Annotated in this window: 22 protein-coding genes and 4 pseudogenes; 15 read left to right on the forward strand and 11 right to left on the reverse strand. The window is 72.5% G+C overall.

What is annotated here, in order from left to right; all coding sequences use genetic code 11:
- Positions 1 to 205 precede the first annotated feature (205 nt).
- From ACFYNO_RS23520 to ACFYNO_RS23545, 6 genes are all read left to right on the forward strand, one after another.
- A complete protein-coding gene (locus ACFYNO_RS23520) occupies positions 206 to 829 on the forward strand; it encodes a TetR/AcrR family transcriptional regulator (protein WP_388015684.1) in 624 nt (207 codons plus the stop codon).
- A 184-nt stretch (positions 830 to 1,013) separates the two neighbouring features.
- Positions 1,014 to 2,522, forward strand: coding sequence for a carboxylesterase/lipase family protein (locus ACFYNO_RS23525; protein WP_388015687.1), 1,509 nt, complete (start codon positions 1,014 to 1,016; stop codon positions 2,520 to 2,522).
- A gap of 245 nt (positions 2,523 to 2,767) precedes the next feature.
- Positions 2,768 to 3,199: a hypothetical protein gene (locus ACFYNO_RS23530; RefSeq protein ID WP_388015690.1), complete on the forward strand. Its 432-nt coding sequence runs from the start codon at positions 2,768 to 2,770 to the stop codon at positions 3,197 to 3,199.
- 238 nt (positions 3,200 to 3,437) lie between these two features.
- The gene (locus ACFYNO_RS23535) at positions 3,438 to 3,926 is read left to right on the forward strand and encodes a GNAT family N-acetyltransferase (RefSeq protein ID WP_388015693.1); all 489 of its coding nucleotides are present in this window, start codon (positions 3,438 to 3,440) and stop codon (positions 3,924 to 3,926) included.
- Positions 3,927 to 4,417: 491 nt separating this feature from the next.
- Positions 4,418 to 4,951, forward strand: a complete 534-nt coding sequence (locus ACFYNO_RS23540) for a DUF4383 domain-containing protein (RefSeq protein WP_388015696.1) — start codon at positions 4,418 to 4,420, stop codon at positions 4,949 to 4,951.
- Positions 4,948 to 6,462: a cryptochrome/photolyase family protein gene (locus ACFYNO_RS23545; RefSeq protein WP_388015699.1), complete on the forward strand. Its 1,515-nt coding sequence runs from the start codon at positions 4,948 to 4,950 to the stop codon at positions 6,460 to 6,462. The genes ACFYNO_RS23540 and ACFYNO_RS23545 overlap by 4 nt, the downstream gene beginning before the upstream one ends.
- 300 nt (positions 6,463 to 6,762) lie before the next feature.
- Here ACFYNO_RS23545 and ACFYNO_RS23550 read toward each other — a convergent pair whose 3' ends face one another.
- Together ACFYNO_RS23550 and ACFYNO_RS23555 are read right to left on the reverse strand one after the other, a co-directional pair.
- A complete protein-coding gene (locus ACFYNO_RS23550) occupies positions 6,763 to 8,097 on the reverse strand; it encodes a sensor histidine kinase (RefSeq protein WP_388015702.1) in 1,335 nt (444 codons plus the stop codon).
- Between the two features lie 5 nt (positions 8,098 to 8,102).
- Positions 8,103 to 8,246, reverse strand: a pseudogene (locus ACFYNO_RS23555) (winged helix-turn-helix domain-containing protein); the annotation flags it as partial.
- On the opposite strand from ACFYNO_RS23555, the pseudogene ACFYNO_RS23560 reads away from it, so the two are divergent.
- A pseudogene (locus ACFYNO_RS23560) lies at positions 8,220 to 8,402 on the forward strand (oxidoreductase); the annotation flags it as partial. The pseudogenes ACFYNO_RS23555 and ACFYNO_RS23560 overlap by 27 nt on opposite strands.
- A gap of 58 nt (positions 8,403 to 8,460) precedes the next feature.
- Positions 8,461 to 8,650: pseudogene (locus ACFYNO_RS23565) on the forward strand (IS21 family transposase); the annotation flags it as partial.
- A 69-nt stretch (positions 8,651 to 8,719) separates the two neighbouring features.
- Here the strand turns inward: ACFYNO_RS23565 and ACFYNO_RS23570 are convergent.
- The 3 genes from ACFYNO_RS23570 to ACFYNO_RS23580 all read right to left on the reverse strand — a co-directional run bounded on the left by ACFYNO_RS23570 (position 8,720) and on the right by ACFYNO_RS23580 (position 10,062).
- Positions 8,720 to 8,854: a hypothetical protein gene (locus tag ACFYNO_RS23570; protein WP_388015705.1), complete on the reverse strand. Its 135-nt coding sequence runs from the start codon at positions 8,852 to 8,854 to the stop codon at positions 8,720 to 8,722.
- Positions 8,855 to 9,628: 774 nt separating this feature from the next.
- A complete protein-coding gene (locus ACFYNO_RS23575) occupies positions 9,629 to 9,790 on the reverse strand; it encodes a hypothetical protein (protein WP_388015708.1) in 162 nt (53 codons plus the stop codon).
- A 101-nt stretch (positions 9,791 to 9,891) separates the two neighbouring features.
- Positions 9,892 to 10,062: a DUF5670 family protein gene (locus ACFYNO_RS23580; RefSeq protein WP_388015711.1), complete on the reverse strand. Its 171-nt coding sequence runs from the start codon at positions 10,060 to 10,062 to the stop codon at positions 9,892 to 9,894.
- Between the two features lie 149 nt (positions 10,063 to 10,211).
- On the opposite strand from ACFYNO_RS23580, the gene ACFYNO_RS23585 reads away from it, so the two are divergent.
- Positions 10,212 to 10,385 carry a CsbD family protein gene (locus ACFYNO_RS23585; RefSeq protein ID WP_388015714.1) on the forward strand — a complete coding sequence of 58 codons (174 nt, stop codon included), beginning with the start codon at positions 10,212 to 10,214 and terminating at the stop codon, positions 10,383 to 10,385.
- Between the two features lie 320 nt (positions 10,386 to 10,705).
- Here the strand turns inward: ACFYNO_RS23585 and ACFYNO_RS23590 are convergent, their stop codons facing one another.
- The gene (locus ACFYNO_RS23590) at positions 10,706 to 11,944 is read right to left on the reverse strand and encodes an NAD(P)/FAD-dependent oxidoreductase (RefSeq protein ID WP_388015717.1); all 1,239 of its coding nucleotides are present in this window, start codon (positions 11,942 to 11,944) and stop codon (positions 10,706 to 10,708) included.
- Positions 11,945 to 12,684: 740 nt separating this feature from the next.
- On the opposite strand from ACFYNO_RS23590, the gene ACFYNO_RS23595 reads away from it, so the two are divergent.
- Positions 12,685 to 13,023 carry a hypothetical protein gene (locus tag ACFYNO_RS23595; RefSeq protein WP_388015720.1) on the forward strand — a complete coding sequence of 113 codons (339 nt, stop codon included), beginning with the start codon at positions 12,685 to 12,687 and terminating at the stop codon, positions 13,021 to 13,023.
- A gap of 7 nt (positions 13,024 to 13,030) precedes the next feature.
- Entirely contained in the window at positions 13,031 to 14,032 is a 1,002-nt protein-coding gene (locus ACFYNO_RS23600) for a class I SAM-dependent methyltransferase (protein ID WP_388015723.1), read from the forward strand.
- A gap of 183 nt (positions 14,033 to 14,215) precedes the next feature.
- On the opposite strand, the gene ACFYNO_RS23605 is transcribed toward ACFYNO_RS23600, so the two are convergent.
- Both ACFYNO_RS23605 and ACFYNO_RS23610 read right to left on the reverse strand, forming a co-directional pair.
- Complete coding sequence (locus tag ACFYNO_RS23605; protein ID WP_388015726.1) at positions 14,216 to 15,337, reverse strand: methyltransferase domain-containing protein; 1,122 nt, start codon at positions 15,335 to 15,337, stop codon at positions 14,216 to 14,218.
- An 8-nt stretch (positions 15,338 to 15,345) separates the two neighbouring features.
- On the reverse strand, positions 15,346 to 15,471 hold the full coding sequence (locus ACFYNO_RS23610; RefSeq protein ID WP_388015729.1) for a hypothetical protein: 126 nt from the start codon (positions 15,469 to 15,471) through the stop codon (positions 15,346 to 15,348).
- Positions 15,472 to 16,060: 589 nt separating this feature from the next.
- Here ACFYNO_RS23610 and ACFYNO_RS23615 point away from each other — a divergent pair.
- Entirely contained in the window at positions 16,061 to 16,414 is a 354-nt protein-coding gene (locus ACFYNO_RS23615; protein ID WP_388015732.1) for a PRC-barrel domain-containing protein, read from the forward strand.
- A 92-nt stretch (positions 16,415 to 16,506) separates the two neighbouring features.
- Here the strand turns inward: ACFYNO_RS23615 and ACFYNO_RS23620 are convergent, their stop codons facing one another.
- Complete coding sequence (locus ACFYNO_RS23620) at positions 16,507 to 17,730, reverse strand: PP2C family protein-serine/threonine phosphatase (protein WP_388015735.1); 1,224 nt, start codon at positions 17,728 to 17,730, stop codon at positions 16,507 to 16,509.
- A gap of 480 nt (positions 17,731 to 18,210) precedes the next feature.
- Between ACFYNO_RS23620 and ACFYNO_RS23625 the strand changes: the two genes are divergently transcribed.
- Positions 18,211 to 18,381, forward strand: coding sequence for a hydrophobic protein (locus ACFYNO_RS23625; protein ID WP_388015738.1), 171 nt, complete (start codon positions 18,211 to 18,213; stop codon positions 18,379 to 18,381).
- Positions 18,382 to 18,753: 372 nt separating this feature from the next.
- Here the strand turns inward: ACFYNO_RS23625 and ACFYNO_RS23630 are convergent.
- Positions 18,754 to 18,966 (reverse strand): annotated as a pseudogene (locus tag ACFYNO_RS23630) (DeoR family transcriptional regulator); the annotation flags it as partial.
- 91 nt (positions 18,967 to 19,057) lie between these two features.
- On the opposite strand from ACFYNO_RS23630, the gene ACFYNO_RS23635 reads away from it, so the two are divergent.
- Positions 19,058 to 19,771, forward strand: coding sequence for an NUDIX domain-containing protein (locus ACFYNO_RS23635; RefSeq protein ID WP_388015741.1), 714 nt, complete (start codon positions 19,058 to 19,060; stop codon positions 19,769 to 19,771).
- Positions 19,772 to 20,083: 312 nt separating this feature from the next.
- A complete protein-coding gene (locus ACFYNO_RS23640; RefSeq protein WP_388015744.1) occupies positions 20,084 to 20,644 on the forward strand; it encodes an HU family DNA-binding protein in 561 nt (186 codons plus the stop codon).
- Positions 20,645 to 21,143: 499 nt separating this feature from the next.
- On the opposite strand, the gene ACFYNO_RS23645 is transcribed toward ACFYNO_RS23640, so the two are convergent.
- On the reverse strand, positions 21,144 to 22,088 hold the full coding sequence (locus ACFYNO_RS23645) for a LysR family transcriptional regulator (RefSeq protein ID WP_388015747.1): 945 nt from the start codon (positions 22,086 to 22,088) through the stop codon (positions 21,144 to 21,146).
- Between the last annotated feature and the right edge of the window lie 59 nt (positions 22,089 to 22,147).

Consider the following 22,147-nt stretch of genomic DNA (forward strand, 5'->3'; position numbering starts at 1 on the left):
ACCTGACTGCCTGTCAGCCGGTAGCGGGTCGGTCGCAGCAGCGCGTTCACACCGGCCCCAGCCTGCGGTTTCCGTCCCGGGGCACACCGCGTCGGCCCCGGAGGGGTTGGTAACCTCAACCGTTCGCTGACGCCCTGACGTTCTAACGCGCTCTTAGGCGGAGCCCTGAGGATACAGCTGTATCGGTTCATGGAGGTACCCAGAAGTGTCCACTCGCGTTGACCACGAGCAGCGGCGCGCCCGGATCGCCGAGGCTCTGCTGCGGATCGCGGACACCCAGGGGCTGCAGGCGGCGAGCATGCGGACGGTGGCGGCTGAGGCCGGAGTGTCGCTGCGTCAGGTGCAGTACTACTTCCACACCAAGGATGAGCTGCTGATGGACGCACTGGCGCGGTTGAGCGCCCAGCTGCAGGTCCGGATGCAGCGCTGGATCGCGGCCGCCGGCAGCCCGGCCACCCCGCGCAACACCGTCACCGCGATCCTCTCCAGCCTGCTGCCCACCGACCACGAGAGCCGCCGGATCACCCGCACCTACGCGGCCTACTACACGCTGGTGCTCAGTGAGCCCAAGCTGGCCGAGCAGCACGGCACCACCTATCCGGACATGCTCGAATCCTTCCTGGCCAAGCAGATCCGCAGCGCCCAGGAGGCGGGCGAGGTGAGCTCCGCCCTCGACCCGGAGCTGACGGCGGGCGAGCTGCTGGCCACGGCCAACGGCCTCGGGTCCAGCGTGCTGGGCGGCCAGCGCGACGGGGAGGCCGCGCTGGCGATCCTGCACCACCGCCTGGTCGAGCTGTTCCGGCGGCCCGCAGCACGTACGACGGCCTGAGCGCGCACCTGCCCCGGCGGCCGCACCCGTCTCGGGTGCCGGAAATCCATTGCCCTCCGAAGTGATACACCTGTAGCGTCAGAACTCGTTGGCAGGTCGAACCTGACAAGGGGGATGCGCGATGGCGCGTGTACGACTTCCGATCTTCGTGGCCGCTGCCGCCCTGGCGATACTGGGCTTACCAATGGAACCGGCTCAGGCCGCCGACCAGGCGGATCCAGCCGGCCGACCCGCCGGCACCGTGGTCGCCACCGACTCCGGCCTGGTGCGCGGCAGTTCGCAGAACGGCTACCGCAGCTTCCAGGGCATCCCGTACGCCGCCCCGCCGGTCGGCGACCTGCGCTGGCGCGACCCGCAGCCGGTGACGGCCTGGTCCGGCATCCGGCCGGTGTCCACTCCCGGCAGCCCGTGCCTGCAGTCCACCGAGAAGCAGCTGCTCGGCAGCGAGGACTGCCTCTACCTGAACGTCACCACCCCGGTCCGGGCCGGGCGCCGACCGGTGATCGTCTGGCTGCACGGCGGCGGCTTCAGCACCGGCGCCGGCAGCGACTACGACCCGCACCGGATGGTCGTGGACGGCGACGTCGTCGTGGTGACGGTCAACTACCGGCTCGGCATCCTCGGCGGCTTCGGCTACCCGGGCCTGGCCGGCTCCGGCGACTTCGGGCTCGCCGACCAGCAAGCCGCGCTGCGCTGGGTGCGCAGCAACGCGGCCGCGTTCGGCGGCGACCCCCACAACGTCACACTGGCCGGGCAGTCCGCGGGCGGCATGAGCGTCTGCTCCCAGCTCACCTCGCCGTCGGCCGCCGGGCTTTTCGACAAGGCACTGATCCAGAGCGGGTCCTGCCTGATCAACTATCCGGGCAACCTGTTCTTCCCCGGCATGGCCGCAGGGTCGCCCTGGACCGATCGGGCGCAGGTGGAGGCCACCGGCAGTGCCTTCGCCGGCGCGGTCGGCTGCACCGACCTGGACTGCCTGCGCCGCGCGCCGGCCGCCGACCTGCTCCGGGCGGACCTGGCCGGCCGCCCCGGCGGCCGGTTCGCCAAGCCCGCGTACGACACCCCGCTGCTGCCGGCGGAGCCGGCCGCCGCGCTGCGGGCGGGCGCCTTCCACCGGGTCCCGATCCTGGAAGGCGGCAACCGGGACGAACACCGCGGCTGGGCCGCCGCGTTGAACACCGGCTGGCCGATCACCGAGGACCGCTACCGGCAACTGCTCACCGCCGCCTTCGGCGACCGGGCCGCCGCCGTCGCCGCGCAGTACCCGGTCGGCGCGTTCCCGTCGCCCGCCGTCGCCTGGGCGACGGTGGCCACCGACCGCATCTGGTCCTGCCCCACTCTGGCGGGCGAGAAGCTGATGGAACGCCACACCAGGCTCTACACCTACGAGTTCGCGGACCGCACGGCCCCCGTGGAGCCCAAACTCCCCACCGGGTTCCCGTACGGTGCGTACCACGGCTCCGAGCTGCCGTACCTCTTCGACCTCACCACCTGGCCGGCCACCCTCACCCCGCAGCAGCAGGGCCTCTCCGCGGAGATGATCGCCGCGTGGTCCGGCTTCGCCGCCACCGGGCACCCCTGGCCGCGCTTCCGCGACTCCGACGGGGACGACACCCGGCTCTTCGCCCCCGGCGCGGCCCGCACGGTCGATGTCGGTGCCGAGCACGACTGCGGGTTCTGGAGCACCTTCTGACCCGGGACCCCGCGGGGCCCCGGCCCCGGCCTCGGGCGGGCCTGGCGCAGTGTCAGTCCACGTCCCCGTGCACGGAGTAACTCTCGCCGTAGGCCGCCGCCCGGCGCATGCCGCGCGGCGGGTGCAGCCGGGTCGGCGCGGTAGCGTGGATCGAAAAGACCGTCCCCGGGCCCATCCGCTCCGGCATGTCGTGCAGGTCGTCCTGGGTGGCATGGCTGGGCCTGCTGCGCCGGTAGGTTGGGGCTATGGCACTGGCACACGTAGTTCTCACGTCCGGCCGCTCGATCGAGCTCTCGGATGTGCGACTGTCTTCGACATATGGCGGGATGTTGGAGGGGTACCCGTTCCCGCGCTGGAACGATCTCAAGCTGGAGCGCCTGGTCAGGAGCGTCGAGAAGGATCGTCCCTCGGTTCCCGTGCACCTGGTCGCGCCGGTCCGGGAGTTGCCAGACCTTCCTGCGGGTGGCTTCGGCCCGGTCGAACAGTTGCCTGCTGTGACTTGCGTTGGGTCGTTCACCTCTCAGCCGATCGGCCCGGACCGGAATCCGGTGCTGTACCACTCCGCACTGACCGTCGTGTGGTTCCAGGCCACTCCCGGCATCCCCTCAGGCGAGGACGCCGATCATGGTCTCCGCAGCCTCCAGTGGGACGACGCCGCGAGAGACTTCGAACTTTAGGCCGGCCGGCTCCTGCATGCTCGGGCTACCGGTTCCCCCGGGGGCTCGCCGGGCCATGAGGAGTATTCGCTTTCGCCAGCACGCCCGGGCCGCCCCGAACTTCGCCGTGCCCAGCCCCGAGCGCGAGCCGCCAGCTCTTCCAGCTGACGTCGGGGCCGCTCCGAAACCCCTTGGACGGCACGGGGACTGCCTTGCTGAAATGGGAGACGGCCGCTGTTGGAGTCGAGGGGATGCACCGATGACCGAGATCAGGCTGCAGCTGTCGGTCCGCGACCTGACCCCCGCGGACCTGCCGTCCTGCGGGTGGGCCGGCGACGCCATGCACGTGCGCCAGCTCGCCGACCAGATCCGCCGCGCCGAAGCCGGCGAGATCGACTACCTGGCGGTCTGCACACCGGTGGGGCTCCCGGTGGCGGTCGGCGCCGTCGACTACACCGTCAAGCCCGGCGCCGGCACACTCTGGCAGCTCGGCGTCCACCCGGCCCTGCGGTCCTGCGGCATCGGCACGCTGCTGATCCGCTCCGCCGAGCAGCGGATCGCCGCCCGGGGCCTGACCCGCGCCCAACTCGGCGTCGAGGAGGACAACCCGCGCGCCCGCGCCCTCTACGAGCGTCTGGGCTACCAGGCGTTCGGCCGCGAGCCGGACTCCTGGGACGTGGTGGCCGAGGACGGCTCGGTCCGGCGCTACGAGACGATGTGCACGCTGATGCGCAAGGACCTGGCGTGACGCTGGATTTCGCGGCATTCGTCGCCGATGCGAAGGCCGACCCGACCGTCGTCGGGTGATGCTGCCCCGCGCCGTGGGTTGCGCTTGGCCATCAGGCCGCCACCTCCGCGCGCTCGGCGACGAACGTCCGGACGGCCGCAGCCGGGACGCGGCGGGTGCGGCCGGTGGTCACCGAGGGCAGGCGGCGGGCGCCGATGAGGTCGTGGACGGTGGAGCGGCCGAGCTGGAACTGGGGGCCGCCGCCCGGAGAGCCCTGGTGGTGCCCTCGGTGCGCTCCTCGGACCTGATCGGGTTCGCGTGCGCCGGTTCACCCCCTTGCCACAGTGCAGCGACTCCGTACGCCGGGCCCCCGCCCAACCGTGTGCGCAGCGTTTCGGCAGGCAGATCCGATGCAATACCGCTGCAACTCTTCCGGTGCACGGATCCGGCCGATGCTTGGGGATAGGCGGCGCGCTGTGCGCCCGTCGGGTCCTCGAGCTAGGGAGCGGTCCATGAAACTGCGCGATGAACTGCCGGTCGACCACCGCCTGTCCCAGGTCTACCGTTTCGGCGCCGGTCTGTGCGGCGCGGCCCTGTTCGTTTTCGGCTTCCTCGGCTTCGCGAACGGGCTGGCCTTCTTCAGCACCTCCGGGGAGACGATCGCCGGTCTGTCCAGCAACGGGCTGCTCAGCCTGGTGTCGGTGGTCACGGCCGTCGTCCTGGTCGGCGGCGCGGTGGTCGGTGGGAACACCGCCTCGACGATCAACATCACGGTGGGCACGCTGTTCTTCCTCAGCGGCTTCGTCAACCTCGCCGTGCTCGACTCCTCGGCCAACATCCTGGCCTTCCACATCCAGAACGTGCTGTTCAGCTTCGCCATGGGACTGGTGATCGCCACCTTCGGCATGTACGGCCGGGTGAGCGGCAAGCTGCCGCGCGACAACCCCTACTGGCGCCACCGCCACGCGGGAGGGGCCGGTGTCGACGCGCCCGGGGCCTTGGCGGGCTCGGTGGCGCGGGCCGGCCTCCCCGAGCGTCCGGCGTGAGCGCGCCGCGCCCGCACTGGCTCTTCGGCGACCAGCTCGGGCCGCACTTCCTCGAGCCGGCGGCGGACGGTCCGGACGCGGACGCCCCGCTGGTGATGATCGAAGCCCGGTCCGTGCTGCGCCGGAGGCGGTTCCACCGGGCCAAGGCCCACCTGGTGCTGTCGGCCATGCGCCACGCCGCTGCCGAGCACGGGGACCGGGTGCGGTACGTGCAGGCGGACACCTACCGGGAGGGCCTGGCCCGGGCGGCGGGCCGGCGTGGGGTGACGGTCTGCCACCCGACCTCGCGGGCGGCGCTCGGCCTGGTCGAAGCACTCCCCCGGGTGACGGTGCTGCCGCCGCGCGGCTTCCTCGTCCCGTTCGCCGACTTCCGCCGCTGGGCGGGCGGACCCGGTCAGCGGCGGCTGCTGCTGGAGGACTTCTACCACCGAGTGCGCCGCGCCGAGCACCTGCTGCTGGAACCGGACGGCAGCCCGGCGGGCGGCCGCTGGAACCTCGACCGGGACAACCGCGAACCGCCGCCGAAGGGAGTCGCCGCGCTGCCGCTGCCGCCGCCGTTCGAACCCGAGGAGGACGACATCGACGAGGGTGTCCGGGCTGACCTCGACCGCTGGGAGCGGGACGGGGACGTCGCCTTCGTCGGGCGGGACGGCCCGCGCCGCTTCGCCGCGACCCGCTCGGAGGCCGAACGGGCGCTCGCGCATTTCGTCGCCCACCGCCTCGCCGACTTCGGCCGGTACGAGGACGCCATGCTGGACGCCGACCCCTGGATGGCCCACAGCGCGCTCTCCGTCCCGCTCAACCTCGGCCTGCTCGACCCCGGCGAGTGCGTGCGCGCGGCCGAGGCCGCCTACCGGGCCGGACGGGTGCCGCTCAACAGCGCCGAGGGCTTCGTGCGGCAGATCGCCGGCTGGCGCGAGTACGTCTGGCAGCTCTACTGGCACCTGGGCGAGGACTACCGGAACGCCAACCGCCTCGGCCACCACGAGCCGCTGCCCGCCTGGTTCCGCGACCTCGACGCCGACGCCGTCACAGCCCGCTGCCTCTCCCGCGTCCTGGCGGAGGTCCGCGACCACGGCTGGGTGCACCACATCCCCCGGCTGATGGTGCTCGGCAACTGGGCGCTCCAGCACGGCTGGGACCCGCGTGAGCTCACCGGCTGGTTCCACCGGTGCTTCGTCGACGGCTACGACTGGGTGATGACCGCCAACGTCGTCGGCATGTCGCAGTTCGCCGACGGGGGCCTCGTCACCACCAAGCCCTACGCGTCGGGCGGCGCCTACCTCCACCGGATGGGCGACCACTGCGGCCCCTGCCGCTACCGGCCCACCGAACGCCTGGGCGACCGGGCCTGCCCGTTCACCACCGGCTACTGGGCCTTCGTCCACCGCCACCACGACCTCCTCGCCGCCAACCACCGGACCGCGCAGGCCGCCGCCGGCCTGCGCCGGCTGACCGGCCTGTCCGAGGTCCTGGCCGCCGAACGGGCCCGCGGCCAAGCACCGCCCTGAGCCGTTCCGGAAGTCACTCGGGTGCCACCGTGACGGGCCGTCAGCCCCCGTGCCCGCCCGGGTCGGCCAGCACCCTCCCGGGCGGCGAGCGCGCCGGGGGCGAGCTCGCCCTACACCGAGCCCGTGGCCCAGTGGTCCCCGCACGCGTAGCGCCGGACGGCCGCGTCGACCGGGCGCAGTTGGCGGACACGACCGCATCGAGCTGATCGCGAACCCGGCGACCTGAACACGGCAAGGGAGTTGATTGCCCCTGCCCGGACCGAGGTCGGCCCTCGGCTACAGCCGCTACAGCCACTACCGTCAGCCCGCGGGCAGCATCACCACGAACCTCGCGCCGCCGGACGAGTGGCCGAGGGTGATGTCGCCGCCGGCCGCGCGCGCGGGCCGGCGGGCCAACGGGAGGCCGAGGCCGGCACCGTCGTGGCCGTCGTCCGGGTGGGCGCGGCGGCCGGCCTCGAAGACGGCCGCCCCCACTGTCTCGGGCACGCCTCGACCGTCGTCGGCCACCGCCACCAGCACCCCGCCGGGCTGCCGTTGGGTCTCCACGGTGATGCGGTGATCCGCGTATCGGAGGGCGTTGTCGAGCAGTGGCGCCAAGATGCGCTCCATGAGCGCGGCGGGCACGCCCGCTGTCGTGCCGGTGCCGACCACGGTGATGGGCGGCACCTCAGGACGCTCCTGCCGACTGCGTTCCGCCAGAGCGCGGGCCACGTCGTCCACCACGCAGCGGCCGGGCACCGGGTCGGTGCGGGTGCGGGCCTCGGAGAGGAGGGTCTCGCAGATCCGCTGCATCTGGGCCGCGGCGGCGGCGATGGCCTCGTGCGAGGTGCGCTGGTCATCGGCACTGCGGGGACGGGCGCTGAGCCAGTCCGTCTCGGCGGTGATCCTGGCCAGGGGGGTGCGCAGTTCGTGGGAGAGTTCGGCCGTCAGCTGCTGCTCGTGCCGCAGCACCGCGGCTTGGCGGTCGAGGAGTTGGTCGAGATTGCCGGCGAGCCCCGCGAGTTCGGCCAGGCGTCCGTCGGCGCCGAACCTGCGGGCAGCGCCGTGCTCGCTCCACTCGGCGGCCTGGGCACTCATGTCGCCCACCGGCCGCAGGGCCCGGCCGACCACCGTCCGGGTCACCAGGTAGACGCCGGCGAGCAGCAGGACGCAGAGCCCGATCGAGGCGGCCAGTACCGACCGGGCGGTGCCGCGGTAGGCGTCCAGGCCGACCGAAGCCACTACGGTGCCCACCTGGCGGTCCCCCGCTATGACGGGCAGCGCGTACAGCCGGAAGGCGTGCGGCTCGGGTGTGTCCGTGAAGGCCTTTCCGTTGCCGGCCAGGCCGTCAGCCCGCTTCTGGAGCGCGTTCGACGCGCTGGGGCGCTGGATGGCCGTGTCGCCCTGGTAGATCCAGATGCCGACGTCGAGTGCCGTGTCGTCGGCCGGCTCGTGCTCCACGATCTGGCCGTCCGGCCCGGCCTCCAGGGTCGCGGCCACCGCCGCCGCGCGGGTGCGCACCAAGTCGTCGGCCTGCTGACGCAGATGCGCGCCCAGCTCCACGTTGAAGACGGCGGTGAGGACGACTACCCAGATGGCGGTGGTGACCAGCGCGAGCAGGGCGAGGCGGCCACGCAACGTCGCAGGGGCTCTCATGGTCCTCATGCGAAGCGGTAACCCACGCCGCGCGCCGTCTGGATGCCGCGTTCGCTGCCCGCTTCCCGCAGCTTGCGGCGCAGGCGCACCAGGTACTGGTCGAGGGTGTTGTCGCTGACCTGGGCCCCCTTCCCGGCGCGAGTTACGTCGGTCCCGACGGCATGTTCGAGCTGCGCGGCGCCCCCTGCCTGGTCGGCCGGTCGGCAGCGGCCAGCGACCCGGCCACCGCCCGCCGTCTGTGGACCGTCGCCGAAGAGTCGACCGGCGTCACCTTCCCGGAGCTGACTGCGGCAGTTCGATCCTGAAGCCGTGGCCGCCCCATCGAGTCGGCGACCTGCGACGGGGCAGGTCGCCGCACTCGGTGTCACACGGCGGCTGGGGGTGGCCCGGAACCCGGTGCGGGCCGCCGAAGTACGAACGGTTCCCGCGCGGACGGGTAGCGGACGCCTTCGAGCCGCAGATCAGAGGCTTGTCGAACGAGTGGCCGACGATGCCGGCGCCGGTGATCGCCGAGCGGATCAAGTGGCCGTACTCGCTGTCTCCGCTGACGAGGTGACTGGCCGAGATCCGCCCGGAGTACGTCGTTGGCGCCGAACGCGACGGCCCAGCATGGAGACTCGGGTCAGTGCTGGCCCAGGCCCCGGCTGTCGAGATAATCGACCAGTGCGACCTCCTTTCGGCGCAACTGGTCGCGCTCATCGGCCGGCAGCGAGGCAAGGGCGTCGACCAAAGACTGCTTACGAGGAACGTGGACCATGTTGGCCGAGTAGATCCGGCACCCCGAGCACCACGCGAACCCGATGCAACGCTCGAAGCTGGAGGACTCGGGCGGATGGAAGCGGTACCGGTATGAGCGGACAGGCTCGTGGCACACGACGCAGATCCAGCGGTCACCATCGCGGACGGACCAGCCCTCTCCCCTCTTGCGCCAGGACTTCCGGCCGGCCGGTGCTCTTCAAGTCGCCATACGATCATTCTGCCTTGGGGCGGCGCGCCAGGGACACTCGATTGCCCTGGCAGTCGATGAGGCCTCACGGCTCCAGCCACGACCGCTCGTGATCGCGAGCTCTCACGCAGCTCAGACGTACCGTCAGGTGCACTGCAGGATACGGTCGATGTCCCAGGCATGGTGGTGCCCGTCGTGGGCGTTGTTGCGCGCGACATCCTCGGCACGCTGAACTCCGCGGGTGGCATGCCGCAGGACAACCCCGCCTTCGAGAGCGGCAGTTACCGATGCCGCCCAGGCATCGACCGCGCGATCCAACGACCACAGGGCCGCGGCGGGAGCGATCTCGTTGTAGTGACGGGCCTGCGCAACAAGGTCTTGGTCGTAGCCAGGAACGTCAACCGCCCCGGACAGCCGGGTGCACCCGGCCGCGCAAGTCCTGCTCGACCACTGCGGACCTGGCGCACGGGGGCAAGGAGCAGGCGCGGCCCCCGGCGATGCGGTCGGGCGGGCTGCCGCCGGCGCTTCGGCTGGCCGGCCGCCACCTCGCCGAAACTGGCAGCTGGGTGGGGTTCGTCGGTCCGCTCAGCGCCCGGTACGGGCATGCCTGGGGCGGTGGGACCGTGCGGGCACCACGGTGCGCGCCGCCGCCCGGCGGGCGCGGTGGAGGGCGGTCGGTGGCGCCGTCGCGGCCAGGATGGCCGCCAGGGCGAGGGGGGCCAGCAACAACAGCAGGGTCGTGGTCATGTCCGCACCTTTCAGAACCGGCTTCTCCTACGTCCGATCGGGCGGCCGCCCGGTCGGAGCAGGCCTTGGTGGTCCAGGGCCCGCTCGTCGTGTCGCGGCTGCTACCAGCGGTACCAGCGGCGTCGGCCCCCCGAGGGGTGCGCGCCGCGGGCGAAGAACCCGAGCAGCCAGAACACGAGCAGCACGACGGCCACCCACCACAGGGCCTTCAGGGCGAAGCCCGCGCCGAACAGGATGACGACCAGCAGCAGCACCAGCAGAAGGGGAACCACGGCAACCTCCACGACGATCAGGGTCTCGGCGCCACGACTGCCCCCGACATCCCGGACCATGCGCACCGAATTCACGGGCATGCCCCGGACCGATCCGGGCAGGCGGGGTGTGCAGGACACCGGAGCACTCGACGCAGGAGGCGATGACCATGGGGCTGGACGACAAGGCCGCCAACACCGGCGACAAGATCAAGGGCGCCGTGAAGGAAGGCGTCGGCAAGGCGACCGGCAACGAGCGCCTGGAGGCCGAAGGCAAGGCCGACAAGGTCAAGGGCGACCTCAAGCAGGCCGGTGAACACCTCAAGGACACCTTCAAGGACTGATCCCCCCTCGCCTTGAAGGGACAACGGTGCGGGCCCGCCTCTGCTGGCGGGCCCGCACCGTCATGACCACACCCCCCACCCCACACCCCCGCTTCGCCTTCTCCGGCGCGGTCACCGTCAGCCCGTGGACGTACTTCCCCGATGTCCACGCCTGCGAGTACGTGCACCAGCAGTCCTGGTCCGGCGGTGACCACCGACCCTGCCTCCCAGTGCGCTGCACGGTGCCGCTGACCCAGTGGTCGCCGGGCGCAGGGCCGGCCGACCAGTCGCACCGTTCGCGCAGCGTCGAGGTACGGACCCGGTGCCTCGGCGGGGGTCGATCACCGGCACGGACCGGCCAGGTCCCGGGCCACCTCCCGGGCCGCGCGAGCCCCCGATGCCAACGCCCCCTGTACCGAGGCGGTGGCCCGGTGGTCCCCGCACACGTACCGGCCGGGCGAGAACCGGGTGCCGCGGCTGAGCGGCAGCGGGGCGGGGCCGGCCGGAAGCGCCTCCGCGATGCGGTAGTCGGCCAGCGGCTCCCACTGCGCCGCGTCCGTGCCGTACAGCTCGCCCGCCCGGCGCCGGACGCGTTCCTCGTCAGCCCCGATCCCCAGGACCGATGTCGACACGAGCGCACGGCCGTCCGGTGAGCACGAGGGCACCACCTCCGAGAGCACCACCGTGTTCAGCACCTGCCGGCCGGCGTCGACGACCAGCGTCGGCTCGCGCAACGGGCTGACGGGCGCCGCGTGATAGAACGTGCTCACCGCCCGCGCCGCCGGAACCCCGAGACCCGGCAGCAGCCGGGCGGCCTGCGCGGCCCCGGTCGCCACCACGACGGCCCTGGACCGCAACTCGGTACCGTCCGCCAGGGCCACCCCGCGCGCCGTCAACCGCTCCACCCGCAGCCCGAACCGCAGCCGCTCGGCCGGCAGCCGGTCCGCCAGCTGCCGTGGCACCGCGCCGATCCCGTCCCACGGGAGGCAGAGGGTTCCGCGCACCATGCTGCGCAGCACCAGATGGAACAGCCGGCTGGACGTTTCCAGCCGGTCCTCCAGGAACACCCCGGCGAGGAACGGGGCGAGCACCTCGTCGACGGCGCGCTGCGACACGCCCGCGCGGCGCAGCGCCCGGACGGTGCTCGTCTCGGGAGCCCGCTTCAGGACCGCGGCGGGCAGGACCGTGTCGCAGGCGGCGAGCAGCCCCAGCGCCACCGTGTCGCGCAGGGACAGCGTCCGGCCCGGCCGCAGGTCGGCGATCCCGCCCGGGTGCCGGGTCGGGTCCACCACGCGGCGCGCACCGTCGACGCCCGCGAGCAGGAACCCGGAGGTGAGCGGCCGCAGCCGCAGCGGCTTCAGGTCCAGGCGCCGTCTGACCTGCGGGTAGGCGGTGTTGAACACCTGGAAGCCGCGGTCGAGCCGGAAGCCCCGCACCACGTCGGTGCGCATCCGGCCGCCCGGCTCGTCGGCGGCCTCCACCAGCAGGACGTCCCGCCCGGCCGCCGTCAGGTCGAGCGCGCAGGCCAGGCCGGCCAGACCGGCTCCCACCACGACGACCTCCACCTTCTCCCCTGCCATCGGGTCCACCGCCTTCCTTGCTTCTGGGGCACCTCCGCCATCGGGCCGGTGGCCCCTGGCGACCGCCGCTGCGGGACGAAGGTGTTCGAAGGCGAGCACGGGGATGGATTGGATCCGGTGCCGGTTGCCCGCCTCCTCGTGCGGACCACCCTGCGGAGCGACCACGTGCACGGCCGGGGCGTCCCCGGCGAGCGGTTCCGCTGCGCCGTCGGCCCGGGAGGACGTCGGCGACCGGCCGATCAGGCCCTGGAAGTCGCCCACGGAGAGAACCTCGCTACGTCGCGAACTGCAACGGCTCGGCGGACAGCCAGGCGACTAGCACTGAGGTGGGAACAAGCTCAGAAAGGAACGACCAACCCAGCCTCTCGCAGTCGAAGCAGTGCCCTGCCCATGCACTCTGCGATCGAGGCCCCGTCAGCTCTCATCCCGACGGACAACGGTCCACCGCTGGCGGAGAAAGTCCACGCCGGCCGACCCTCGCGCATACGCTCCGCGTCCACCCTGATAGAAGCCCCGACGCCCTGCTTGCCGAGCCACTCCAGAATGAGCAGCGTCACATCCTCAACGCCGCTATCCGGATCCGGCTTGGACCACCGTTCCTTTCCCTTGGTCACAGCCACACCCTATGGGTCGTCCCGTCAGCGCTGGTCGAGTTGCTGAGGAACGGGCCTGGCGGCGACCCATCGGCCCCGCCCGATATCCGCGCGACTCCAGCCTGGCGGCTGTGGCAGCCTGCGGGCATGCCAGAGCTGCGAGAACATGCAGACCGTCACTACGCTGTCCAGTTCCACTACGCCTTGCCCGACGATGCCTGGTGCGTGGAGCTGAGCGAGGCCGTCCCGGCGCCGGCCGAGTGGACCGAGATCCCCAACGCCGCGACCCACCTCCCCGGAGCCGCCTTCCTCGTGGCGATGATTCCCGACGAGGACCCGGATCTGGAACCGACCGTCCACATCCGCAGCCATGACGAGCACGTCATCCCGTACGAGATCATGCGCTGGTTCATGGAGCAGGTGGCCGAGCAGGTGGAGCGGTGCCGGGCCGCACTGACGCACGAGGGTCCCGAAGCGGTGAGATGATCTTGTGGTGGCCGGTGTGTTCACGGCGGCGGCATCGAATTCCTCCATCCCGGCGTCGGAACCGGCTACTACCTGGAGTATTGACGCTGAGATTGCCCAGGGTGGCCGGATCCGCCCGGGCTGGTGGGTGGTCTTCAATGGAGCTGTGAAGCCTCTGCCCGGTGGGTTGTTCGCCTCGACAGTGCCGTACTACGCGAGGTTCCGGCCCGCGTACGACCCCCGCCTGTTCGCCCTGCTCGGACGGCGATTTTCCCTGGACGGCTCCCAGCGCGTGCTGGACCTGGGGGCGGGCAGCGGGGCGCTCACGCTGCCGCTGGCTTCCCTCCTGCGGGAGGTGATCGCCGTCGATCCGGAGCCTGCCATGCTCGCCGAAGGCCGCCGACTCGCCGCCCAGGCTGGGGTGAGCGGCATCGACTGGCGGCTCGGAAGCTCCGACACGCTGCTCGCGATGGACGTGGGACCGGTGCTGCTCACGCTGATGGGCGCCTCGTTCCACTGGACCGACCGGGAGCGGCTGCTGCGCGACCTGGACACCTTGGTCGAGCCCGGGGGTGCGGTGGTGCTGGCGACCTGCGGCGCCCAGCACGACGACCTCGAACCGCCGCCCTGGCTGCCCGTGGTCGAGGAGGTCCGCCGTCGCCATCTGGACCTGGAACGTCCGCGGGGCTCCGGGTCGGCCGGGTATCCGGACGTGCGTCACCAGGAGGTCCTGCTCCGCTCGCCGTTCTGCCGGATCGAGGAGGTCCACTGGGACCGAACCGTCAGCCGCAGCGTGGACGAAATCGTCGGTCTACAGCTCTCCTACAGCTTCAGCAGCCCGGCCGCACTCGGCCCCGGGCTGGCGCCCTTCGAGCATGACCTCCGCCAGGCCCTCAACGCCTTCGCTCCCGCCGGCGGACCGTTGGACGAGCGTGTCCGCACGGAGGCTGTTATCGCCGCCCGCGCTACGGCTGCAGACCATGATCCACTCAGCGGTAGCGGCTATCCCGGTACTGCCCGCCCTCGGTAGCGGGCGGGAGGCAGTCACCCCGCTGACCGACCGTCACCGTCCGGCACTGGCCGAGCAGGCAGGCCGGGAAGTCGCACCGGCGCCCGCCCAAGGTCTCCTCGCCGCCGCTCCGCCAGGCGGCCGGGCCGCAGCCGCGACCAGGGCCTGCACCAGCGCCTGCTGCCCCGCCGACGGGGGCGGCGGTCAGGGCTGGGGCCAGCGCGGTCCGGTGAGCGGGTCGCGGCACCAGGCGTACTGCTCGTCCGCCAGCACGGTGATCCCGTAGTCGCCGACTCCTGGCTCCCCCAGGCCGTACCAGGCCTGGACTGCGTCATGGATCTCGTCGGCGAGCCGGCGCGGCCCGCCCTGGACGAACGCGACCTGGCCGCCGCCGAAGGCCGACAGCGCCGCCCACGAGGCCCGGCCGTCGTGCGCCCAGGCGGAAGTGCCGTCCTCGTCGACGCCGGTGGTCACCGTCACCTCGGGCAGCACCACCCGCAGGTGGAGCAGCAGCGCCGGGTGGGTGCGCAGGGGCGCGAGGTCGAGGCGGTGTTCGGTTTCGGACTCCTCGGGGACGGTGCGGCGCAGCTCGTCGTAGGTGCGGCGGGTGGTCAGGCGGGCGCGGGCGGGCATGAACTGGGCCAGGCCGATCAGCGGTCCGGTGGCCGAGCGGTGGTCGTCGGCGACGGTGAGGGCGGCGTGGCCCAGGTGCCCCCAGGGGAAGACGAGCCGGCCTGCGGGGCGCAGGGCGGTGATCCACGACCAGGGCACTCGGTCGACCGCATAGGTGGCGATGAACCGGTCGAGGCCGGCTTCGCCGCCCGGCCAGGGGTCGGCGTCCGCGGTGAGAACGGCGGCGCCCGCGTGGTGGCGGGCCAGGCGGTGGCGAGCGTGCTCGGCGAGGTGCTGGTCGACCTCGACGCTCACGACCGTGTCCGGTCCCGCGCGGCGGGCGAGCAGCGCGGTGTTCAAGCCGCTGCCGGTGCCCGCTTCGCCGACCCGGTGCCCCGGCTCCAGCCGCAGCGCCCCCAGCATGCTGGCCACGACGCCCTGGCTGGAGATGCTGGAGGAGGGCAGGCCGTCGAGGAGTTGGGTGACGGCGGCCCGGTCCTGGCTGCCGTACAGTTCGCCGGCCCAGGCGTCCTCGTCGCGGCCGCGTTGGAGCGGCGTCCACCGGTGGCCGTCCCAGTGCCACAGCGTGTCGGGGGCGAACAGGTCGCGGGGAAGCGCCGTGATCGCCTCGCGCACCCACGGGGCGCCGCCGGGCCAGTCGCCCCGCGCGTCCATCGCGGCGAGCAGCTGCTGCCGGCGCACGGTCAGGTCCACCGGGGCGGCTACTTCTTCTCGTCCTTGCGGTGGTCGCCGGTGCCCGGGCCCGGGTTGGGGATCTGGCCGTCGGAGTTGCCGGGCGGAGGAGTCCCGTCCCCGGGCGAAGGGTTCGGCTTCTCGTGCTTGCCCACGACGCTTCCTCCTGGCTGACGGAGCCTTGTGCGACCGCGTGCTCGCGGTGCGCTACGAAGGTAGCCCATCCGCCCGGCCCCACGGGCCGGAATCCGACGCACCGTCAGATGCGCTCCGTGGTTCCCGTCGCGGTATGACTGTTCGTCACCCGTCCGGCCTGGTCTCCGCTAAGTTGACGCAGGCCCCGAGGGCCGCGGATCAGTTCGACCGGGTGACCCGCCTGGCGGCCGGGCACGGACTCCGACCGGTCGCCGAGCAGAGGTTCGTCGGGGTCGGCCAGGGACGCAGCCCGCGGCAGTGGAGCGAGCGCATCGCAGCCGGCCGCTTTCCCTGGAGCCGCGAGGCCACCGCTGCCGAGATCGCTGGGATTCTCCACGGCCTGGCCTCGCTTCCCGGGCAGGACACACCCCGACCGGACCCGGTCTACCGGATGATCGCGCCGGCCTGATCCCGTGCTCGGGGCGGGATCCCGGCGGCGTGCTCGGGATCGATCGCCCGAATCGTCATAAAAAGGTCCGGCTTCGCGCGCATGCGACCGCCGAGGCGGGTCAAGCGAGACCCGAGTCCGGTTCGACGAAAGGCGATTCCATGGAGAGCATCATGTGGGAGTACCAGGAGAACTCCGGCTACCTGGCCGGCACGGACCTGACCGGCTACCGGGTCGAGGCCGCCGACGGCCACATCGGAAAGGTCGACAAGCACTCCGACGACGTGGACGCGCGCTACATCGTGGTGGACACCGGCCCGTGGATCTTCGGCAAGCACGTGCTGCTCCCCGCCGGCACCGTGATCTCGGTCGACAGCGACAACGAGACCATCCAGGTCAACCGCACCAAGGAAGAGATCAAGAACTCCCCGGAGTTCGACAAGGAGAAGCACACCGACGACGCCGACTACCGCCAGCAGGTCGACGGCTACTACCACGGGACCCGGCCCTACTGACCGTGCTCGTCCCCCAGCCGAGGCGGCCCCGCACAGGACGACTGTGCGGGGCCGCCTCGCGTGCCGCAGCGCCCCGACGTTCCGGAAGGAAGCTACAGCCCCGGACGGATCAGGCGGGCCGGGGAGGCTCCGGCGTGGGCTCGGCGTCCTTCGGTGGTGGGGCCGTGCCAGTCCAGGCACACCACGGTGGCGTCGTCCTGGAGCTTGCCGTCGCACGCCTCGGTGACGGCTGCGACCAGAGCACGCACCACCTCGCGCGGATGCTCGTCGGCGGTGACGGCCAGGACCTTGGGCAGGTCGACGCCGCTCGCGCGGCGGTCCTGCATCCCGTCGGTGTAGAGCAGCAGCCGGTCGCCCGGGCGCAGGTCGATCTCCTGGACGTGGTACCGCGACTGCTCGACGACACCGAACGGCAGGTCGGTGTGCAGGACCACCTCCTCGACGATGCCGTCGCGCAGCCTCAGCGGGCGCGGATGGCCGGCGTTGACCAGCTGGGCCCGGCTACTGTCCAGGTCGATCCGCAGGAGCTGGCCGGTGGCCAGGACGCCGGGCTTGTTGTCGAGGAGGGAGTGGTGGGCGCTCTGGGCCTGCTCGGCCAGGGGGACCGCGCTTCGGCGGGCTCCTCGCGAGGCGTTGACCAGGAGGGTGGCGATGAGCGCGGCGTTGAGGTCGTGGCCCATGGCGTCGGTCAGGGACAGGTGAAGGGTCTCGCGGTCCAGGGCGTAGTCGTAGGTGTCGCCGGCGACGCTTTCGGCGGGTACCAGGGCGCAGGCCAGAGTGAACTGGGCTGCCTCGCAGCAGGGTGCGGTGGGCAGGAGCTGGCGTTGGATCTCCGCGGCCAGGCTGACGGGGGCGGTGCGCTGGGCCCAGTGGTACAGGTCGGTGAAGCGGCGGTCGGCGACGACGATGTAGGCGAGGGCGTGGGCCGCCTGCTCCACCTGCTCCAGCGTGCCGTCGCTCACCTCGTAGGTATCGGGCAGCGAGAGTTCCAGGAAGCCGATGGCGTCGCCACGGTTGGTGACGGGGGCGATCACCCGGTGGCCGTACCCGTCGGCGTCGTACGGGGCACGGACCAGCTTCTGGGTGCGCAGGACCTGCTCGTAGAGGCTGCCGGCCAGCCGGATCCGATCGGCGCCGTGCCCGTACACGGTGGTGGCGTCCTGTGACACCCGCACGACACTCTGCCCGACCAGATCGAGGAGCAGGAACGACACGTACCGTGCGCCCAACCGCTCGCGCAGGTCCTGCGCCACCACATCCAGCGAGTCCACCGGCGCAGCCGCCTCGGCCGCCGCCAGCACTTCTCCCAGTACCATCCGCCCGCGCGCCACATCAGCCTCCCTCAAAAGATCCATAATTCTCGCATTCCCACGACGGGCCGAGGGATGCCCCGGGGCGGAATGCCGGGGCACCGGGGGCTCCGCGCCCGCGTGCCCGCGCGCCCCCGCGCTCATCCGGCGCCCGGGCGGCGGCCGCGCTCGGGCTCGGGCGCACCTGGCTCCTCGCCACGGCGTGACCCGCTGACGGCGGGCAACTGACGGCCGGTAGGCCGGGTCGGCTCCCCTGCCCCGTCGAGGCGGGACCGTCCGCGCGGCAGCCGCCGCGCACGACGGACGCCGCCACGGGTCTGCTCCCCACGCACGGAAAGCAGCGGCTGCGTCCGCCACCATCACCGTCGGGGAACCCGTTCCGCCGCTCCCCCGCTCCCCCCTCCGCGGTGAGCATGCATGGCGAGCCCCATGCGGGGCAGCCGAGTCCGCGTCCGGTTCGTTCGCCCGAGCATGGAGGTTGTCGACATGGTTCCCCTTCTCCTGGTTCTGCTGCTCGCACTGCTCCTGTTCGGTGCCGGCTTCGCGCTGCAGGCCCTGTGGTGGGTGGCGGTCGTGGTCCTGGTGGTGTGGCTGCTCGGATTCGTGGCCCGCGGCACCGGCGCCTCCGGCAGCCGCGGCCGCTGGTACCGCTGGTAGACCACGTGCACGTCCGACAGGCATGGAGGAAACCTTGACCACTGTCCTGCCGCTCGCGGCGCAGCCCGACGGCCCGCCGCTTCTCGCCCTCCTCATCGCCGCCGTGGCGGTGGGCGTGCTGCTGATCGGCGCGTTCGTGTGGGGATCCCGCCGGGTCGACCGACGCAAACCGCCCGTCCCGCCCGAGGGTCCTCCGGGCGCCCGGGCCGACTCGTGGCGGACCCCGTCCGGTGAGGCCGGAGGGTCGCCGCGGTCGGACCAGGGGACGCGACACGGCGGGACCTGACCGCCGCGGGAAGCCACCGGGGAACCGGGCCGGGCCGGGCCGCAGGGCCATCAGGTTCGGGCTGCGCCCGCGCCCGTGGCGGGCCGTCAGCCGGCTGCCAGGATCTCCACGCCGTGTGCCGTGAGCTGTTCGATGACCGGGTGGCGGGGGTCGGCATCGGTGATCAGCCCGCTGACGTCCGCCCAGGGCAGGACGCGGAACCCGGAGGCGGTGCCGATCTTCTCGGAGGAGCCCAGGATGCAGGTGTCCGCGGCCCGTGCGGCTGGCGCGCGCTTGGTCGCGGCCTCCTCGGCGTGGCCGTGCAGGCCCACCATGCACTCGCGTCTCTCGGCAGCCAGCATCCGCACTTTCTCCTGTTCTTGCACGTTTATGCGTGTATCGTAGCGCGCCATGACCGACAAGCCCATGCCCGTCCCCACCACCGGCCACGTTCCGGTGGCCGGCATCGACACCCCCGACCACCGCGGCCGCACCGGACTCGACCGTGCCGGCCGGGACCTCGACCGCAATCCCGACGTCGTGGTCCGCGACGTGGAACTCACCTCACAGGGCTGGCACGTCCTGCGCCGCACCACCTTCGACTACCGGCGCAGCGACGGCCGCTGGACCACCCAGCAGCGCGAGACCTACGACCGCGGAAACGGCGCGGTCGTCCTGCCCTACGACGCCGAACACGGCCGGGTGCTGCTCACCCGTCAGTTCCGCTACCCGGCCTACGTCAACGACCACCCGGACGGCATGCTCATCGAGGCCGCCGCCGGACTGCTCGACGGCGACGACCCGGTTGCCGCCATCCGGCGCGAGAGCGCCGAGGAACTCGGCGTCACCCTCGGCCCGCTCACCCACGTCCTCGACGCCTACATGAGCCCCGGCTCCGTCACCGAGCGCCTGCACTTCTACGCCGCCCCCTACACCCCGGCCGACCGAACCGGGACCGGCGGCGGGCTCGAAGAGGACGGCGAGGACATCGAGGTGATCGAACTGCCGTTCACCGACGCCCTCGCCATGGTCCGCGACGGACGCATCACCGACGGCAAGACCATCCTGCTCCTGCAGTGGGCCGCCCTGGACGGACCCTTCGCCACCGCACCGGGCCCCCGCTGACAGGCGGCCTGGACCACGCCGGCGTCCTCCAGGACCAAGGCCACCTCGACCAGGCCCGCACCGAGCGCGAAGCCGTCCTCCACGCCATCCGCCAGCTGCCCGATTGCGCATCGGCGCAGTGCACCCAGCCCTGTCCAGCCCAGTCCAGCCCTGTCCACCGCCCTGCTCCCGGCGCGGCCCGTGGGCGGCGGAACCGTGGGACGGCCCGCCGGTTGCCCGGACGGCCCGCGTGGGCGGGCGAGTTCCGGATAGTGCGCCTACCGTGAGGACGAGTTGGGGCATCTCACACGTATCCGATGAAAGGAGCTGTTCATGAACAAGGGTCAACTGGTCGAGGCCGTAGCGGGTTCCCTGGGCAGCCGCGCTGCCGCCGAGGACGCGGTCGACGCGGTGCTGGACGCGATGGTGCGCGCGGTCGTGGCCGGCGACACGGTCCAGGTCACCGGCTTCGGCACACTCGAGCCGGTCCACCGTCCCGCCCGCTACGCCCGCAACCCCCAGACCGGCGAGCGGGTCCGGGTCAAGAAGACCACCGTGCCGCGGTTCCGCCCCGGCCAGGGCTTCAAGGACCTGGTGTCCGGCACCAAGAAGCTGCCCAAGGAGGGCCCGGCCACCATGAAGGCCCCCAAGGGCTCCCTGATGCGCGGCACGTCCGCCGCTCCCGCAGCCGCGGCCAAGAGGACGACCGCCAAGAGGGCCGGCGCCACCGCAGCCACGACGGTCGGCAGGAAGACCGCCACGGCGAAGAAGGCGCCTGCCAAGAAGACCACGACCCGCACGACCGCGCCGGCCCGGACCGCGCCCGCGCGCAAGGCCGCCACCGCGAAGAAGGCCCCGTCCGCCAAGCGCACCGCCCCCCGCGTCGCCCGGTAGCCGGACAGCCCGGCCCACCCGCGGGCACAAACCGTCCGGTCGCAGTACCGGCCCCGGTCGTGCCGCCGGTGACCGGCAGACCGATGTCGATGCCCCTCCCCCGCCCCCGAGCAACAGGCAGGACACCTCGCCGGCGGCGTACCGCTGACCGAAGGCGCTGTCTGCGGGAGCGCGGCGTCCCGGGGCGTCGACCCGGGAGAAGAACTCGGTCCCCCGGCCGCCGGAGAGGGATGTCTCGGCGGCCGGGTCTGAACGACGGCGAAGGCCGGTCCGGTTCGGCAGAGGGGGGCGCTACCGCCCGGACCGGCTCCCCGCCTAAGACTCGACTAACCCGGCCCGGCCAACCCAAACCCGCCACTCGGAGTCGACAGCGGGGCGATCGCCGTAGCCGGGTTCTCGCCGCCGTGTCCACGGACTCGCGCGGGGGACGCGCCCCGGCAGGCACGGCGTTGACGGTTTGACGAGGCTTCCGGCTCAAACCCGTGACAGCGGCACGCCCTCAGTCCTTCTTCTGGTCCGAGTGGCCGAGCCGGCGGTCCAGTGCGGCACCGACGTCGGGACAGTTCGTGTGGATGACCTCGAGGAAGGCGTTCAGTGCCGGGGAGCGGTCCCGAGCTTGGAAGGACAGGACCAGATCGGGCAGCGGTGTGGACGGGTTCACCTCGCAGAACCACGTGCCCCGTCGCGGGGCGGCCAGCATGCGGGAGGGTCCCAGACCGACGCCCACCCCGCAGGCGGCGAGGCCGATGATGGTGTGGATGTCCCTCGCGACGGTCGCGTTGGAGAGCGCGGGAGAGTCCTCACCCAGCAGGGAGCGCAGCCCGGTGGCGATGGCCGGCTCGTCCGCGCCGGGCGCCACGATCAGGGCCTGCCGTCGCAGCTGGTCCACGTCCACCGACGACTGCCCCGCGTACGGGTGCGTGGTGCTCACGACCGCGACCAGGTGGTCATGTCCGATCGGGACCGATACCAAGTGCTCGGCCCCGACGCCCCGCGGATGGCCGCGGCCGATCGCCACATCGAGTTCGCCGGCGACGAGCGCCGCCGTGCTGCGGTGGGTCGGCATCTCGTGCAGTTCCAGTCGCACCTCGGGCCGTTCACGGCCGAACCGGCCCAGGACGTCCGGCAGGGGTTCGAGCAGCGCCGAAGCGATGAATCCCAGGCGCAGCCTGCCCGTCTCGCCGCGTGCCGCCCTGGCCGCGTCGACCGAGGCCGCCGTGATCTCCTCGATCGCCTTGCGGGCCCGGGCGAGGAAGGCCTCGCCGGCGGCAGTCGGGAAGACACCCTGGCGGCTGCGGTCGAACAGGCGGGCGCCCACTTCCCGTTCGAGGTCGGCGATCTGCTTGGACAGCGGAGGCTGCGCGATCCCCAGCGCACCGGCCGCCCGGCCGAAGTGTGCGTGCTCGGCAAGGGCCAGTGCGTATCGCAGGTGCCGCGCCTCCATCTCAGCCTCTCGTCCATATCTCACGGGTATCGCCAGCCACCTTGTCAGATCTTCTGCTC

Origin of the sequence: Kitasatospora sp. NPDC006697 (genome assembly GCF_042869935.1) — a bacterium.
Classification (GTDB): Bacteria; Actinomycetota; Actinomycetes; order Streptomycetales; family Streptomycetaceae; genus Kitasatospora.